Here is a 13905-nt window from a genome sequence, read left to right on the forward strand (position 1 = left end):
CAGCCAAGACCCCGGCCCTGATCCGCTGGATCCGCCGGAGGTGCCCCCCGCCTATACGATCTGCCATCCGCGCCCGGAAGTCCTCGGCCCTCGGGTCCACATCCTTATCCCGCGCATACCGCGTCTGGAGTACGCCGGGGCCTGCGGTCACTCCACCCTCGGACGTACCAGTCCCGATTCGTACGCCGTGACCACCAGCTGGGCCCGGTCGCGGGCGCCGAGCTTGGCCATGGTCCGGTTGACGTGCGTCTTCACGGTGAGCGGGCTGACGTCGAGCCGCTCGGCGATCTCGTCATTGGAGAGGCCGCCGCCGACGAGGACGAGGACCTCGCGCTCGCGGGCGGTGAGGGCGGCGAGCCGCTCGGAGTAGGGCCTGTCGCCGCCCGTCAGGGGTTCGAGCCCGCCGCCCTGCGCGAGGAAGGTGGCGATCAGGCCCTTGGTGGCGACCGGGGAGAGCAGCGCTTCGCCGGCGTGGGCGATCCGGATCGCGCCGAGCAGCTCCTCCGGTTCGGCGCCCTTGCCGAGGAAGCCGGAGGCGCCGGCGCGCAGCGACTGCACGACGTACTCGTCGACCTCGAAGGTGGTGAGCATGACGATGCGTACGGCGGACAGCTCGGGGTCGGCGGTGATCGCGCGGGTCGCCGCGAGGCCGTCCGTGCCCGGCATCCGGATGTCCATGAGGACGACGTCCGGCCGCTCGGCGCGGGCCAGGGCGACGGCCTGGGCGCCGTCGGCGGCCTCGCCGATCACCTCCATGTCCGCTTCGGAGTCGACCAGGACCTTGAAGGCGCTGCGGAGCAGGGCCTGGTCGTCGGCGAGCAGTACCCGGATCGTCATGCGTCCTCCCCCGTACGGGTCGTCACGGGCAGTATCGCCTGCACCCGGAAGCCGCCGCCGTAGCGGGGTGCGGCGGTCAGGGTGCCGCCGAGCGCGCTGACCCGCTCGCGCATGCCGAGGAGGCCATGGCCACCGGAGTCGGCGGGGGGCGCGGGCTGCGGGGTGCCGTTGTCGAGGACGGTGATCTCGACCGTACGGCCCACCCTGACGACGCTCACCTCCGCCTCGGCGTCCGGTCCCGCGTGCTTGCGGACGTTGGTGAGGGCCTCCTGCACGATCCGGTACGCGGCGAGGTCGACGGTCGCGGGCAGGGGCCGGTCGCCGTCGGCACGGGCCAGGGCGACCGGGAGGCCGGCCTTGCGGAAGCTGTCGAGGAGTCCGTCGAGGACGGCGAGGCCCGGGGCGGGCTCGGTGGGCGCCTCGGGGTCGCCGGACTGGCGCAGGAGGCCGACGGTGGCGCGGAGCTCGTCGAGCGCGGAGCGGCTGGCCTCGCGGACGTGCGCGAGGGCCTCCTTGGCCTGGTCGGGGCGCTTGTCCATGACGTGGGCGGCGACCCCGGCCTGGACGTTCACCAGGGCGATGTGGTGGGCGACGACGTCGTGGAGGTCGCGGGCGATCCGCAGCCGCTCCTCAGCGACCCGGCGGCCCGCCTCCTCCTCGCGGGTGCGCTCGGCCCGCTCGGCGCGCTCGCGTATGGCGTCGACGAAGGCCCGGCGGCTGCGGACGGCGTCCCCGGCGGCGGCCGCCATGCCGGTCCAGGCGAAGACGCCGAGGTTCTCCTGCGCGTACCAGTCGGTCGGGCCGAAGATCATCGCGGCGGCGGTGAGCAGCGCCATCGTGACGAGCCCGACGCGCCAGGTGGTGGGGCGGTCGGTGCGGGAGGCGACCGTGTAGAGCGCGACGACGGCGGCCATGGCGATCGGGGCGGGCCGGTTGTCGTTGACGAGTTCGAGGAGGCAGATCGTGACCGTGAAGCAGAGCACCGCGAAGGGTCTGCGGCGGCGGAGCACCAGCGCGGCGGCCCCGACGACCATGATCAGCACGCTCCACACGTCGGGCGGGTGGTCGCCGAAGGTCGGCCCCTCCCGGCTCCCGTGCGGGTCGGTGAAGGACCCCGCGATCATGCAGACCAGCGTGCCGCTCGCGATCACCGCGTCGAAGGCGAGCGGGTGCGCGCGGAACCAGTCGCGGAGGCGGGCGTGAAGGGTGCCGGTGGCGGGGCCGGTGGGGGTCACGTCGAGGAACGGTACGGGGAAAGCGGCGGGAGGGGGAAAGTGCGGTGCCCCACCCGGAGAGCGCGGTGTCCCCCGGACCCGGAGAACGCGGTGGCCCGCCGACCCGGAGAACGCGGTGTCCAGCCGACCCGGAAAGCGCGGTGTCCCACCACCCCGGTGGGGGCGGTGGGACACCGACAGGTCCTTCGTGGGCGTCAGCCCGGGATGAGGCCGTCGTCGGAGAGCATCTCGCGGACCTCTTCGAGACTCGCGTCCGGAGCCGGGAGGATCAGCTCCGAGGGCTCCAGAGCGTCGTCCGGGAGCGGCTCACCGAGCCGCCGGACGGCGTTCAGCAGGGCGCCCAGCGTGCGGCGGAAGCCCTCGTCGTCCCCCGACTCCATCTCTTCGAGCAGCTCGTCGTCCAGCCTGTTCAGCTCGACGAAGTGGCTGTCGGCCAGCTTCCACTGGCCCTCCCCCATGATCCGTACGATCATGACGCGTCCTGTCTGTCGCCTGGCTTCGGCCTACTTCTCGAACCGCGGGTGGGACTGCTGCTGCTGCGTACGGTCCTGCGGTGCGGCCTCGCCGCCGCCCTCGAGCGCCTGCTGCTGCGCCGAAGGGCCTCCGGCCAGCTCGGCCTTCATCCGCTGGAGCTCCAGCTCCACGTCCGTGCCGCCCGAGAGCCGGTCCAGCTCCGCCTGGATGTCGTCCTTGGCGAGCCCGGACTGGTCGTCGAGGGCGCCCGAGGCGAGCAGCTCGTCGATCGCGCCGGCGCGCGCCTGGAGCTGGGCGGTCTTGTCCTCGGCCCGCTGGATCGCGAGACCGACGTCGCTCATCTCCTCCGAGATACCGGAGAACGACTCGGCGATCCGGGTCTGGGCCTGGGCGGCCGTGTAGGTCGCCTTGATCGTCTCCTTCTTCGTGCGGAAGGCGTCGACCTTGGCCTGGAGGCGCTGCGCCGCGAGCGTCAGCTTCTCCTCCTCGCCCTGCAGCGTCTGGTGCTGCACCTCCAGGTCGCTGACCTGCTGCTGGAGCGCGGCCCGCCGGGACAGCGCCTCGCGCGCCAGGTCCTCGCGGCCGAGCGCCAGCGCCTTGCGGCCCTGGTCCTCCAGCTTGGCGGACTGGCCCTGCAACTGGTTCAGCTGGAGTTCGAGCCGCTTGCGGGAGGTGGCGACGTCGGCCACGCCGCGCCGCACCTTCTGCAGCAGCTCCAGCTGCTTCTGGTAGGAGTAATCGAGCGTCTCGCGCGGATCCTCGGCCCGGTCAAGGGCCTTGTTCGCCTTCGCGCGGAAGATCATCCCCATACGCTTCATGACACCGCTCATGGGCTTCGCGCGCCCCCTTCTGACGGACTTCGGCTCCAGCTCTCCAACAAGGTCCACAGTACGGGCCCTGCCTCTATTACCGCACTGTTCGGAGCGGGATGCGCTCCTCCCCAAGGACGACTGCGCGCGGTCTCCCTCCCGCCCAGGGTGTAGATGGATCTCGGGGTGCCCTGCGGAAACCCCGAGCGTCCTGCGTGCGTACCGCCGTAGACGCAGTCCGTTAGCGGATCGTTCCCGCCCGGGCTGGGGTCCATGCCCACCACCCCGTACCCTTGGGTTTTGTGTTCCGTAGCCGTTCGAAGGACGAGAAGGCCCCCACCGACAAGGTGACGGCGGACCCTTCCACCACTCAGCCCCGCGACCCCGAGGCCCCGAAGGGCCGCCCGACACCGAAGCGGAGCGAAGCGCAGACCCAGCGTCGGCGTGCCGCGACGGTGCCGACCGACCGCAAGGAGGCCGCCAAGCGCCAGCGCGAGGCGCGTCGCTCGGACCTGGCCCGGCAGCGCGAGGCGCTGGCGAGCGGTGACGAGCGCTATCTGCCGGCCCGCGACAAGGGCCCGGTGCGCAAGTTCGTGCGCGATTTCGTCGACTCGCGCTTCGCGATCGCCGAGTTCTTCCTGCCGATGGCCGTGGTGATCCTCGTGCTGTCGCTCTTCGGGAACGCGAACCGCGCCCTGCAGAACATCTCGCTGCTGCTGTGGCTCGGCGTGATCATCCTGATCGTGATCGACTCGATCGGCATCTGGCTCCGGCTGAAGAAGCAGCTGAACGAGCGCTTCCCGAACGAGCCGAAGCGCGGCGCCGTGGCCTACGGCCTCATGCGTACGCTCCAGATGCGCCGACTGCGGCTGCCGAAGCCGCAGGTCAAGCGCGGAGAGCGGCCCTGAGCGCCGACAGCTCGGACCTCGGCGGACAGGCTTTCGACGAGGGCGCGCCCGAGGGGCGTGCGCTGGACGAAGGTGCGCCCGACGAGCGTGCGCGTGACGAACGTGCCTTCGGTGCGGACGCGTCGGCGACGGGCGGCGCCGTGCTGCCCGCCGTCGCGCACTGGCCCGCCGGACACGGCGGGCTGCGCGACACCATCCGGCAGGAGGTCATCGCCCGCCAGCTCGACGAGCAGATATCCGCCCGCTACCCCGTGGGGCAGCGGCTGCGGATCCTCGACGCGGGCATGGGGCAGGGCACCCAGGCGCTGCGCCTGGCCCGCGCCGGCCACACCGTGACCGGCCTGGAGGCCGATCCCGAGCTGCTGAAGTCGGCGCGCGAGTCGCTGGCGACGGAGCCCGCCGGAATCCGCGAGCGGGTCCGGATGATCGAGGGCGACGGCCGCGAGACCGGCGTCCACTTCCTGCCCGGCAGCTTCGACGTGGTCCTCTGCCACGGCGTGCTCATGTACGCGGACGAGCCGGACGCGCTGCTCGCGGGTCTGGCCCGGATGCTGGCCCCCGGCGGCCTGCTCTCCCTCGTCGTCCGGAACGCGGAGGCGCTCGCCCTGCGCCCGGGGCTCGCCGGCGACTGGTCGGGTGCCCTCGCGGGCTTCGACACCGATGTCTACACCGACGACAACGGCGTGAAGGTGCGGGCCGACCGGCTCGACGCGCTGACGTCGACCCTCGCGGGGATCGCCGCGCCGCTGCACGCCTGGTACGGCGTGCGGGTCTTCACCGACGGCATCCCGCCCGAGACGGGCCTGCCGGCCGCCGAGGAGCTGGACCGGCTGCTCGCCGCCGAGGACCGGGCGGGCCGCACGGAGCCGTACCGGCGGATCGCGGCGCTGCTGCACCTCTGCGGCGTCCGGGGCTGACTCCCGGATCCCGGGTGAGCGCCCGTACCTGATCGGGTGCGCTCACCGGGCCGGGCTCCGGGGGCGAGCCGATACTCCGGACATGGGTGCTTCCCTTGCCCGGCGCCTCCACCTCCTCCCGGCGACCGCCGGGGCGTGCGCCGCCGCGCTCGTCGGCGGCTGCTCGGCCGTCGGCGACGCGCCCGCGCCCCGAACGCTCCACGCAGGCGGCCGCTCCCCTCGCCGCCGACGAACTCCAGGACGACCACCGGGCCGTCATCAAGGACGTCCTGCCGACGTGATCACGCGGCTCGGCGACGACGACGTCACGACGATCGCCTCGCTGTCGGAGGCGTCGGCCTCGCGCCGGCCGGGCGACAAGGTGACGGTCACGTACGTCCGGGGCTCGGAGACCCACGAGTCGGAGGTCACGCTCGGAGAGCTGTAGGACGGCCGGCCTCCGGCCCGGCCGAGGGGACGCGAAAGGTGCGGGGGCCCGGGCCCCCCCACCCCTCCTGGTCGCCGGGTGCTCTAGCCCTCCGCGTTCAGGGGCATCGGGCCGTAGATCTTGGTGCCGTCCTCCGAGAGCGTCACCTGATCCGCGCCGCCGCCCAGGAGGTCACGCCAGTGCTCGCCGATCCAGCTCTCGGCGTCGCCCTGGGTGGTGAACTCCTCGGGAGTCACCACCGGCTCGACCTCCGTGCCGTCGGACTTCTCGAACCGCCACGTCCATGCCATGTCCGCCTCCAGGCGCTCACCGGATGATCGGTTTCCTGCCCGCAGCGTAGCCGGGCGCGCACGCCTCGCGGTGGCGCGGGAGGATCTGAGGGTGGAACTGACTCTGCTCGGCACCGGCGCCCCCCTCGGGCTCCCCCGCCCCGACTGCCCCTGCGCCGTCTGCGCGCTCTCCCGCGGTACCCGCGCGCGGGCCGCGACCGCGCTGCTCATCGACGGGGCCCTGCTGCTCGACCTCACCCCGGGGGCCGCGCTCGCGGCGGCCCGTTCGGGCCATTCGCTCGTGGGCGTGCGACAGGTGTTGCTGACCCATCCCCACGACGGGCCGGCCGTCGAGGTGCCCGCCGGGCTGCCCACCGCCGGGAGGGTGCCGGACGGCCGGGAGTTGACGCTGATCTCCGGGCACCGGGTGCGGGCGGTTCCCATGGACTCCCCCGGTACGGGGTACGAGGTGACATCGGCGGACGGCGAGCGGCTGCTCTATCTGCCGCCGGGCGGGGCTCCGGCAGGGCTGTCGGAGGACCACGGCGTGCCGTACGACATGGTCGTCGCCGATGTGACGGGCCGTCCGGACGCGCTGGCGCGGCTGCGGGCGACCGGCGCGGTCGGCCCGGCCACCGAGGTGATCGCGGTCCACCTGGACCACGACGTGCCGACGGGGGCGGCGCTGGACCGGCGGCTCGCGGCGGCGGGGGCGCGGGCGGTGCCGGACGGGACGACGCTGTACGTGGGCGAGTACCACGAGGTGCCGGACGTGCCCCGGCGGACGCTGGTGACCGGCGGGGCCCGGTCGGGGAAGTCCGTGGAGGCCGAGCGGCGTCTGGAGACCTTCCCCGAGGTGCTGTACGTGGCGACGGGCGGGACCCGGGAGGGCGACCCGGACTGGGCGGAGCGGGTGGGGCTGCACCGGGAGCGGCGGCCGGGTGCGTGGCGTACCGCCGAGACCTGTGACCTCGTACCGCTGCTCGCCGAGGACGGTCCCGCGCTCCTCGTCGACTGTCTGTCGCTGTGGCTGACGGACGCCATGGACCGGGTGGGTGCCTGGGACGACGAGCGGTGGGCGGACGGCGGGCAGACGGCGCTGCAGGAGCGGACGGCGGAGCTGGTCGCGGCGGTGCGGGCCACGCGCCGCACGGTCGTCGCGGTGACGAACGAGGTCGGCTCGGGGGTCGTGCCGGGCACGGCGTCGGGGCGCCGGTTCCGGGACGAGCTGGGCCGGCTGAACGCGGCCTTCGCCGAGGAGTGCGAGGAGGTCCTCCTCGTGGTCGCCGGTCAGGCGCTGGTGCTGCGCGGGTAGGGTGCCAACACCGATGGCCCTCGCTGATTGTCTCAAGGCGGAACCCGTGAACCTGGACGACTTCTCCGATCTGATCGAGCGCCCCGACGGGGGGATCCGGCGTGACGCCGAGGAGCGCCGTGAGCGGCTGAGCGTGCCGCCGGGGGCGCTCGGCCGGCTCGACGAGCTCGGTGAGTGGCTGTCGGCCGCGCAGGCGACCGTGAAGGTGCGGGCGATCGAGGCGCCGAAGGTGCTGCTCTTCGCGGGCGACCACGGGGTGGCCTCGCTGGACGTGTCGGGCCGCGTGCCCGGCACCGCGCACGAGCTGGTGCGTGCGGTCCTGGACGGGGCGAGCCCGATCGCCGTCCTGGCCCGCTCGATGAGCGTGCCGGTACGGGTCGTGGACGCCGGTCTGGACTGCGAGCCGGAGCTGCTGCCCGCCGACGTGGTGCGCCATCGGGTGCGGCGGGGCAGCGGCCGGATCGACGTGGAGAACGCGCTGACGGTCGAGGAGACCGAGGCGGCGGTCCGGCTCGGCATCGCGATCGCCGACGAGGAGGCGGACTCGGGCACCGATCTGGTGGTGCTCGGCGATCTGAGCGTGGGCGGTACGACTCCGGCGTCGACGCTGATCGCGGCGCTGTGCGGGACGGACGCGTCCGTCGTGACGGGTCGGGGCGGCGCGGGGATCGACGACCTGGCGTGGATGCGCAAGTGCGCGGCGGTCCGGGACGCGCTGCGGCGGGCCCGGCCGGTCCTCGGCGACCAGCTGGAGCTGCTCGCGGCGGTCGGCGGCGCGGACCTGGCGGCGATGACGGGCTTCCTGCTCCAGGCCTCGGTGCGGCGGATGCCGGTGATCCTGGACGGTGTGGTCGGGGCGGCCTGCGCGCTGGTGGCGCAGCGGGCGGCGTTCCGCGCGCCGGACTGGTGGCTGGCGGGTCAGGTGAGCGGGGAGCCGGCGCAGGCGAAGGCGCTGGACCGGATGGCACTCAACCCTCTGCTCGACCACGGCGTCCATGTGGGCGAGGGAACCGGGGCATTGCTCGCGCTTCCCCTCGTCCAGGCCGCGGCGGCGTTCGCCGCGGAGCTGCCCGAGCGACCGGATCCGACCACTCCGGACGTCGAGGGCGCTCCGGAGGCCTGACGGGGAGAAGCGGGAAAGACGGATCGTCCGACTCCGGGGCGGTCACGCGCGACGCGCGCGTGGCCGCCTCCGGCGTCTCCGCACGAGAAGCGATGCCCCATATGATCGCTTTTCATGGGAGAGGTCCGTTTGTCCGCCGAAGCAGCGCCCCGAGGCTCCACCGTCCGTTCGCGGCGCAGCGCCGCGTTCGCCGTCTGGTACCTGCGCGCCGTCACGTTCATCAACTTCCTGAGCGCCGTCTGGGTCTCGTTCGGCCAGGACCTGCGCCGCCACAACGAGGACGACTACTTCACCCCGTACCTGCTCACCGCGGGCTTCGCCTCGGGCGTCTTCACGCTCTTCCTGGCGATCACCATGCGCCGACGCAAGCGGGCCGCGTGGATCCTCAACATGGTGCTCGCGGGCCTGTTCCTGCTGCTCTTCGCCGTCGTGATGGTCTTTCCGGAGATCCGGCAGCACGCCCAGAACTGGGTCTCGCTCGCCCTGACCGCCGCCTTCGTCCTGGCGCTGCTCCTGGGCCGCAAGGAGTTCTACGCGAAGGGCGACCGCTCCAACCCGCTGCTCGCCGCGCTCGTCGCGGTCGGCGGACTGCTCGTCACCTCGCTGCTCGCCGCCGTCCTGGTCACCGTCACCAACACCTCCACCGCCCCCTCCACCTTCCTGGAGCGCTGGCGGTACGGCGTGATGCGGTTGGTGACCCTGGCCGCCGACGACTCGCGCTTCGCCGGGATCTCCACCCCCGGCTGGGTCGACGTCACCATCAACGTCCTCTCCACCCTGCTGCTCTTCGCGGTGCTCTTCGCCGCCTTCCGCGCCCGGCGGGCCACCGACCCGCTGACCGAGGAGGACGAGGACCGGCTGCGGATCCTCCTCGACAAGCACGGGGACCGTGACTCGCTCGGCTACTTCGCGCTGCGCCGCGAGAAGAGCGTCGTGTGGTCGCCGAGCGAGAAGGCCGCCGTCGTCTACCGGGTGGTCGGCGGGGTCTCGCTCGCCTCCGGCGACCCGATCGGCGACCCCGAGGCCTGGCCGGGTGCGATCGAGCCCTGGCTCGTCGAGGCACGCGAGCACGGCTGGATCCCGGCCGTGATGGGCGCGAGCGAGGAGGCCGGGGTGATCTACGCCCGGCACGGTCTGGACGCCCTGGAGCTGGGCGACGAGGCGATCGTCGAGACCGACGCTCGGGGGTCTGGGGGTGGAACCCCCGGAGAACACTTCACGCTCGACGGCCGGGCGATGCGGACGGTCCGGCAGGCCTTCAACCGGGTCAAGCGGGCCGGTTACGAGGTCCGCATCCGGCGCCACGAGGACATCCCGGCCGAGGAGATGGAGGAGCTGCTCCGCAAGGCCGACGACTGGCGGGACGGAGCGACCGAGCGGGGCTTCTCGATGGCGCTCGGGCGGCTCGGGGACCCGCGGGACGGGCGCTGCGTGATGCTGGAGTGCACGGACGGGGAGGGTGCGCTGCGGGCGGTGCTGTCCTTCGTGCCCTGGGGCCCGAAGGGGCTCTCGCTCGACCTGATGCGCCGTGACCGGGACTCCGAGAACGGCCTGATGGAGTTCATGGTGATCGAGCTCCTCCAGCGCGCCAAGGAGATCGGGATCACTCAGGTCTCGCTGAACTTCGCGATGTTCCGCTCCGTCTTCGAACGCGGCTCGAAGCTCGGCGCGGGACCCGTGCTGCGCATGTGGCGCTCGCTGCTCAGCTTCTTCTCCCGCTGGTGGCAGATCGAGTCGCTGTACCGCGCCAACGCCAAGTACCGACCGATCTGGGAGCCCCGATTCATGCTCTTCGAGAAGAGCGCCGACCTGTTGCGCATCGGCCTCGCCGCCGGCCGGGCCGAGGGCTTCCTCGAAGCCCCCGGGCTGCCGAAGTGGCTGCACCGCAAGCACCTGGAGAGCGGGCGTTGAGCAGTTCCGTGACGCGTTTCGCCCACCGCGAGTGGGGGCCGCTGTTCGGCACCGTACGGGCCGGGCTCGTCGCGCGGAAGTGGCGCGCGGTCCCGATGACGCTGGCCGCCGTCTGTCTGACGGCCCTCTTCCAGCTCGTACAGAACCAGGACTGGGGCTATCAGCCGGTCCAGAACATCGGTTCGGTACGGGCCGAGGACCCGCTGTGGCTCTCCCTGCTGCGGACCCCGCTCTCGCTCTTCGTCCCCGCGCTCGACCTGCCCGTGTGGGGCGCCCTGGCCCAGGTCCTGCTGGTGTTCGGGATCGCCGAGATCTGTCTCGGGCGGTGGCGGACGCTCGCCGTCGCCTATCTGGCCACGCTGTGCGGGACGCTGTACGCACGCGTGGGCATCGCCCTCGGTCCGGACAGCCCGCTCGGCCTCCCCGCGACCGACGCGCAGGTGGTCGACACCGGCCCGTCGGCGGCCGTGGTGGGCCTCGCCGTCTACGTCTGCTGGCGCTACCGGGCGTGGTGGACGGGCGGTGCGGTGGTCGTGGCCATGGTCGTCGAGGTGATCATCAAGCCGAATCTGGCGGGCAAGGAGCATCTGGCCGCCATCGCGGGCGTCCTCGTCCTGATCGCGATTCAGGCCGGCCGGGAGCGGGGCCGGGGCCGGGGTCACGACGGCGGGTCGGAAGGGGTCGAACCCCGGCCCGGGACCCGCTCCTGGAAGCCGCCGATCAGGTCCTGAGAGCGGCGCCGCACCTTGGTCCAGCGCCTGTCGTGGCGGTACGTGCGAATGCGGGAGCGGGCGCGGGCCCGGTGCCGGCGGCCGTAGAAGCGCCGGGACCACCAGGAGCCGGGGCGGGCCAGGCGGACGGCTCCGACGATCGCCACGAACGGGACCAGGACGCCCAGCACGGCCATCCGGAACTTCCCCTTGACCAGGGTGATCAGGACGAGGAGGAAGTTCAGGGCGAGGGTCAGGAGGAAGGTGACGCGGTCCTGGCGTTCGTCGGCGGTCAGGTCGTCGACGCCGAGCGGGGAGAAGCCGCTCAGGGCCAGGCCGACCAGGGCCGCGGTGAGGACGACCACCTCGACGCTCTTGCGGCCCTCGTCCGTCCAGTACACGTCGTCGAGGTGGAGGATCAGCGCGAACTCGTCGAGGACGAGCCCCGCGCCGATCCCGAAGACGACGGCGAAGACCGCCGCGCCGAGGCCGTGCCGGCCGCTGCCGACCGCGCCGAAGCCGCCGATGACGGCGAGGACGACGCCGGGCACGACGTGATGGATGTGGAGCCCCCCGGAGGAGACGTTCTTGAAAGGGCCCTTCCCGGCCCTGATGAGCCGGGTGACGGTCCGGGTGACCAGGAATGTCAGGACGAACGAGGTCAGAGCGAGCAGCGTCGGGAGCTTGCCGGGCTCGACGATGTTCCGGGTGAACCAGTGACCCATGCCACCCCGTTCCGATATGAGCGTTATGCGTAATCTACCGTCCGGGGGCGGCGATTACCCTGCCCGGATGGACGGCCTGCGTTTCGCTTTCGGCACCCTCACCGTGCTCCCCGCCCGCATCACCCGCTGGGACCGGGACGCTGCGCGCGCCGGCATGCTCTGCGCCCCGCTCGCCGGACTCGTCGTCGGCCTCGCCTCCGCCGCGCTCGGCGGGACGTTCCTGCTGCTCGGCTCGGGCCCGTTCCTCGCGGCCGTCGTCGCCACCGCGGTCCCCGCCTTCCTCACCCGGGGGCTCCACCTCGACGGCCTCGCGGACACGGCGGACGGCCTCGGCAGCGCCAAGCCCGCCGAGGACGCGCTGCGCATCATGAAGCAGTCGGACATCGGACCGTTCGGCGTCATCACGATCCTCCTCGTCCTGCTCGCCCAGGTCGCCGCGCTCTTCCGGCTGTACGAGGAGGGCTGGGCGCACGGCGCGGTCGCCGCCGTCCTCGCCGCGACCGTCGCCCGCCTCGCCCTCACCCACGCCTCCCGCCACGGCGTCCCCGCGGCCCGCCCCGAGGGCCTCGGCGCGATCGTCGCGGCGACGGTCCCGGTCCGCTCCGCGACCCTCGCGACCGCGCTCGTCCTGGTGGCGTGCGCGGGCGCGGGCCTCCTCTTCTCCCCGTACGACGCGGTACGCAACGTCCTGGCGGCCGGCGCCGCCCTGTGCGCGGCGGCCCTGCTGCTGCGCCGGTGCGTGCGGCGCTTCGGCGGGGTGACGGGCGACGTGTTCGGCGCGCTGGAGGAGACGGCGGCGACCGTGGCGCTCGTGGCACTCACCCTGGGGTGAGCGCCGCTAGCAGGCCTTGCGCCAGACACCCAGCTCGTAGCGCTTCTGCATCGAGCTGAGGCCCAGCTTCCGCGCCTGGGGGCAGAAGTCGCGGGCGTCCCGCTCGTACTCGACGTGGAAGACCGCCTTGCCCGCCGCCACGAACGGGGTCAGCCGGCCGCACTCGTCGTACTCGGCGCACTGCTCGTTGACCGCGAAGTCGAAGTCCGGGAGCAGCCGCGGGATCTGGTCCAGGTCGTTCTTGAGACCCACCGCGAGGCCCCGTTCGTGGGCCAGGCGGGCGATGAGGCGGTTGTAGCGGAGCTGGTCGGCGGCGGTGAGGGGGAAGCCGGTGCGGTTCTTGTAGCCGTCCATGTTGTCGGGTTCGACGGCGTCGAAGCCCTTGTCCCGGCACATGTCGATCCGCTTCGCCATGAGGGGTTCGAGGACGTCGGTGCGGCGGATGTCGAGCCAGCGCTCGCCGTCCCAGCCGTTGCCCTCGCCGAGGACGGACTTCGGGAAGCGGGCGGCGTCCGGGCGGAAGTCCTCCCAGGCGCCGGTGGAGAGGTAGCAGATGACCTTGCGGCCGCGGGCGTGCAGGTCCTTCACGGTGGACGCCGGGTGGTCGAAGCCGTCGATGTCGTACACCGGGACGTCGACCGTCGGGTCGAGGCGGCCGCTGAGCTGCCACTGCCAGGCCAGGCCGGGCTTCGGCCGCCAGCGGTCGTCCGGCGAGGGTTTCGGATCCGGGTCCGGGCCCGCCGTACAGGCCGTGGCCAGCAGCAACAGGCCCGCGAGCAGGGGCAGGAGGCGTCTCATCGGGCGGGCTCCAGAAGGTGCGGCAGGGTGCCCCAGGGGTGGGCGCCCGTGCCGGGGACGGCGCAGTGCACCGGGGTGGCCGGGCGGACCCCGGGCGGGGCCGCGTAGACGAGGTGGCAGTAGTGGGGGGCGACCGGGAGGTCGAGTGTCCGGTACGTGTCCCAGGGGCCCTCGAAGGTGACGAGGAGGTCGGCGAACTCCTCGTACCCCGGGTCCGGGTGGGCACCGTGGTTGAGGACGAGGGTCGCGGCCCCGGCGGCCCGGGCCGCGACCGCGATCCGCCGGTAGTGGGCGAGGCCGCCTGGCGCGGTCGTCACCTGGTCGAGGAAGGTCCCGTCGGCGCCGTACCAGTCCCGGTGCCGGAGCAGTTCGGTGACGATCTCGGCGTGCGGGCGGCGGCCGTAGGCGGTGTCCACGTATCCGAGGACGCGGACGCCGGCCTCCCGCAGCCGCGCGCACACCTCGGCGAACGCCGGATCGGGCGCCTCGCCGGCGCCGCTCGCCGGGTTGAGGACGACGCCGTGGAGGGAGGGCGCGGCGGCGACGAGCGCCGACCAGGCCTCGGGGCGGTCGGCGGGGTGCTCGTAGTACGGCACCAGGAGGGCAGGCGTCACG

The 13905-nt window shown here is 73.2% G+C and carries 16 protein-coding genes and 1 pseudogene; 9 read left to right on the top strand and 8 right to left on the bottom strand.

Annotated features, from left to right (window positions below; all coding sequences use genetic code 11):
• Positions 1–147: 147 nt before the first annotated feature.
• From ACIBG6_RS25555 to ACIBG6_RS25570, 4 genes are all read right to left on the bottom strand, one after another.
• Positions 148–837, bottom strand: a complete 690-nt coding sequence (locus ACIBG6_RS25555) for a response regulator (protein WP_399224888.1) — start codon at positions 835–837, stop codon at positions 148–150.
• A complete protein-coding gene (locus ACIBG6_RS25560) occupies positions 834–2072 on the bottom strand; it encodes a sensor histidine kinase (protein ID WP_399224889.1) in 1239 nt (412 codons plus the stop codon). Before ACIBG6_RS25560 ends, ACIBG6_RS25555 begins: the two co-directional genes overlap by 4 nt.
• A gap of 194 nt (positions 2073–2266) precedes the next feature.
• Complete coding sequence (locus ACIBG6_RS25565) at positions 2267–2545, bottom strand: hypothetical protein (protein ID WP_399224891.1); 279 nt, start codon at positions 2543–2545, stop codon at positions 2267–2269.
• Positions 2546–2575: 30 nt separating this feature from the next.
• Positions 2576–3376 carry a PspA/IM30 family protein gene (locus tag ACIBG6_RS25570; protein WP_399224892.1) on the bottom strand — a complete coding sequence of 267 codons (801 nt, stop codon included), beginning with the start codon at positions 3374–3376 and terminating at the stop codon, positions 2576–2578.
• Positions 3377–3657: 281 nt separating this feature from the next.
• Here ACIBG6_RS25570 and ACIBG6_RS25575 point away from each other — a divergent pair, with 281 nt between their 5' ends.
• The 4 genes and pseudogenes from ACIBG6_RS25575 to ACIBG6_RS25590 form a co-directional block, all read left to right on the top strand.
• Positions 3658–4263, top strand: a complete 606-nt coding sequence (locus tag ACIBG6_RS25575; RefSeq protein WP_317594378.1) for a DUF3043 domain-containing protein — start codon at positions 3658–3660, stop codon at positions 4261–4263.
• A 140-nt stretch (positions 4264–4403) separates the two neighbouring features.
• Entirely contained in the window at positions 4404–5180 is a 777-nt protein-coding gene (locus tag ACIBG6_RS25580) for a class I SAM-dependent methyltransferase (protein ID WP_399224893.1), read from the top strand.
• 86 nt (positions 5181–5266) lie between these two features.
• Positions 5267–5461, top strand: coding sequence for a hypothetical protein (locus ACIBG6_RS25585; protein WP_399225040.1), 195 nt, complete (start codon positions 5267–5269; stop codon positions 5459–5461).
• Positions 5446–5607: pseudogene (locus tag ACIBG6_RS25590) on the top strand (PDZ domain-containing protein); the annotation flags it as partial. The gene ACIBG6_RS25585 and the pseudogene ACIBG6_RS25590, both read left to right, overlap by 16 nt.
• 83 nt (positions 5608–5690) lie before the next feature.
• Here the strand turns inward: ACIBG6_RS25590 and ACIBG6_RS25595 are convergent.
• Positions 5691–5897 carry a hypothetical protein gene (locus tag ACIBG6_RS25595; RefSeq protein WP_030205728.1) on the bottom strand — a complete coding sequence of 69 codons (207 nt, stop codon included), beginning with the start codon at positions 5895–5897 and terminating at the stop codon, positions 5691–5693.
• Between the two features lie 91 nt (positions 5898–5988).
• On the opposite strand from ACIBG6_RS25595, the gene ACIBG6_RS25600 reads away from it, so the two are divergent.
• From ACIBG6_RS25600 to ACIBG6_RS25615, 4 genes are all read left to right on the top strand, one after another.
• A complete protein-coding gene (locus ACIBG6_RS25600) occupies positions 5989–7191 on the top strand; it encodes a bifunctional adenosylcobinamide kinase/adenosylcobinamide-phosphate guanylyltransferase (protein WP_399224895.1) in 1203 nt (400 codons plus the stop codon).
• 46 nt (positions 7192–7237) lie between these two features.
• Positions 7238–8314: a nicotinate-nucleotide--dimethylbenzimidazole phosphoribosyltransferase gene (cobT, locus tag ACIBG6_RS25605; protein WP_399224897.1), complete on the top strand. Its 1077-nt coding sequence runs from the start codon at positions 7238–7240 to the stop codon at positions 8312–8314.
• Between the two features lie 114 nt (positions 8315–8428).
• Positions 8429–10225, top strand: coding sequence for a phosphatidylglycerol lysyltransferase domain-containing protein (locus tag ACIBG6_RS25610; RefSeq protein ID WP_399224898.1), 1797 nt, complete (start codon positions 8429–8431; stop codon positions 10223–10225).
• Entirely contained in the window at positions 10222–10956 is a 735-nt protein-coding gene (locus tag ACIBG6_RS25615; protein WP_399224900.1) for a hypothetical protein, read from the top strand. The genes ACIBG6_RS25610 and ACIBG6_RS25615 overlap by 4 nt, the downstream gene beginning before the upstream one ends.
• Here the strand turns inward: ACIBG6_RS25615 and ACIBG6_RS25620 are convergent.
• Positions 10884–11660, bottom strand: coding sequence for a hypothetical protein (locus tag ACIBG6_RS25620; RefSeq protein ID WP_399224901.1), 777 nt, complete (start codon positions 11658–11660; stop codon positions 10884–10886). The two genes, ACIBG6_RS25615 and ACIBG6_RS25620, sit on opposite strands and share 73 nt — an antisense overlap.
• Before the next feature lie 67 nt (positions 11661–11727).
• Between ACIBG6_RS25620 and cobS the strand changes: the two genes are divergently transcribed.
• Positions 11728–12492 (top strand): adenosylcobinamide-GDP ribazoletransferase, encoded by a 765-nt coding sequence (cobS, locus tag ACIBG6_RS25625; RefSeq protein WP_399224902.1) that lies wholly within the window; start codon positions 11728–11730, stop codon positions 12490–12492.
• Between the two features lie 6 nt (positions 12493–12498).
• Here cobS and ACIBG6_RS25630 read toward each other — a convergent pair whose 3' ends face one another.
• Together ACIBG6_RS25630 and ACIBG6_RS25635 are read right to left on the bottom strand one after the other, a co-directional pair.
• Positions 12499–13290, bottom strand: a complete 792-nt coding sequence (locus tag ACIBG6_RS25630) for an endo alpha-1,4 polygalactosaminidase (RefSeq protein ID WP_399224903.1) — start codon at positions 13288–13290, stop codon at positions 12499–12501.
• Positions 13287–13904, bottom strand: coding sequence for a spherulation-specific family 4 protein (locus ACIBG6_RS25635; protein WP_399224904.1), 618 nt, complete (start codon positions 13902–13904; stop codon positions 13287–13289). Before ACIBG6_RS25635 ends, ACIBG6_RS25630 begins: the two co-directional genes overlap by 4 nt.
• Between the last annotated feature and the right edge of the window lies 1 nt (position 13905).

The sequence above is a fragment of the Streptomyces sp. NPDC050842 genome (assembly GCF_044456565.1).
Lineage (GTDB): Bacteria > Actinomycetota > Actinomycetes > Streptomycetales > Streptomycetaceae > Streptomyces.

Coding starts and splice junctions, on each gene's coding strand:
- ACIBG6_RS25595 (WP_030205728.1), bottom strand. CDS start 5,897: ATGGCATGGACGTGGCGGTTCGAGAAGTCCGACGGCACGGAGGTCGAG.
- ACIBG6_RS25565 (WP_399224891.1), bottom strand. CDS start 2,545: ATGATCGTACGGATCATGGGGGAGGGCCAGTGGAAGCTGGCCGACAGC.
- ACIBG6_RS25620 (WP_399224901.1), bottom strand. CDS start 11,660: ATGGGTCACTGGTTCACCCGGAACATCGTCGAGCCCGGCAAGCTCCCG.
- ACIBG6_RS25610 (WP_399224898.1), top strand. CDS start 8,429: ATGGGAGAGGTCCGTTTGTCCGCCGAAGCAGCGCCCCGAGGCTCCACC.
- ACIBG6_RS25570 (WP_399224892.1), bottom strand. CDS start 3,376: ATGAGCGGTGTCATGAAGCGTATGGGGATGATCTTCCGCGCGAAGGCG.
- cobS (WP_399224902.1), top strand. CDS start 11,728: ATGGACGGCCTGCGTTTCGCTTTCGGCACCCTCACCGTGCTCCCCGCC.
- ACIBG6_RS25630 (WP_399224903.1), bottom strand. CDS start 13,290: ATGAGACGCCTCCTGCCCCTGCTCGCGGGCCTGTTGCTGCTGGCCACG.
- ACIBG6_RS25555 (WP_399224888.1), bottom strand. CDS start 837: ATGACGATCCGGGTACTGCTCGCCGACGACCAGGCCCTGCTCCGCAGC.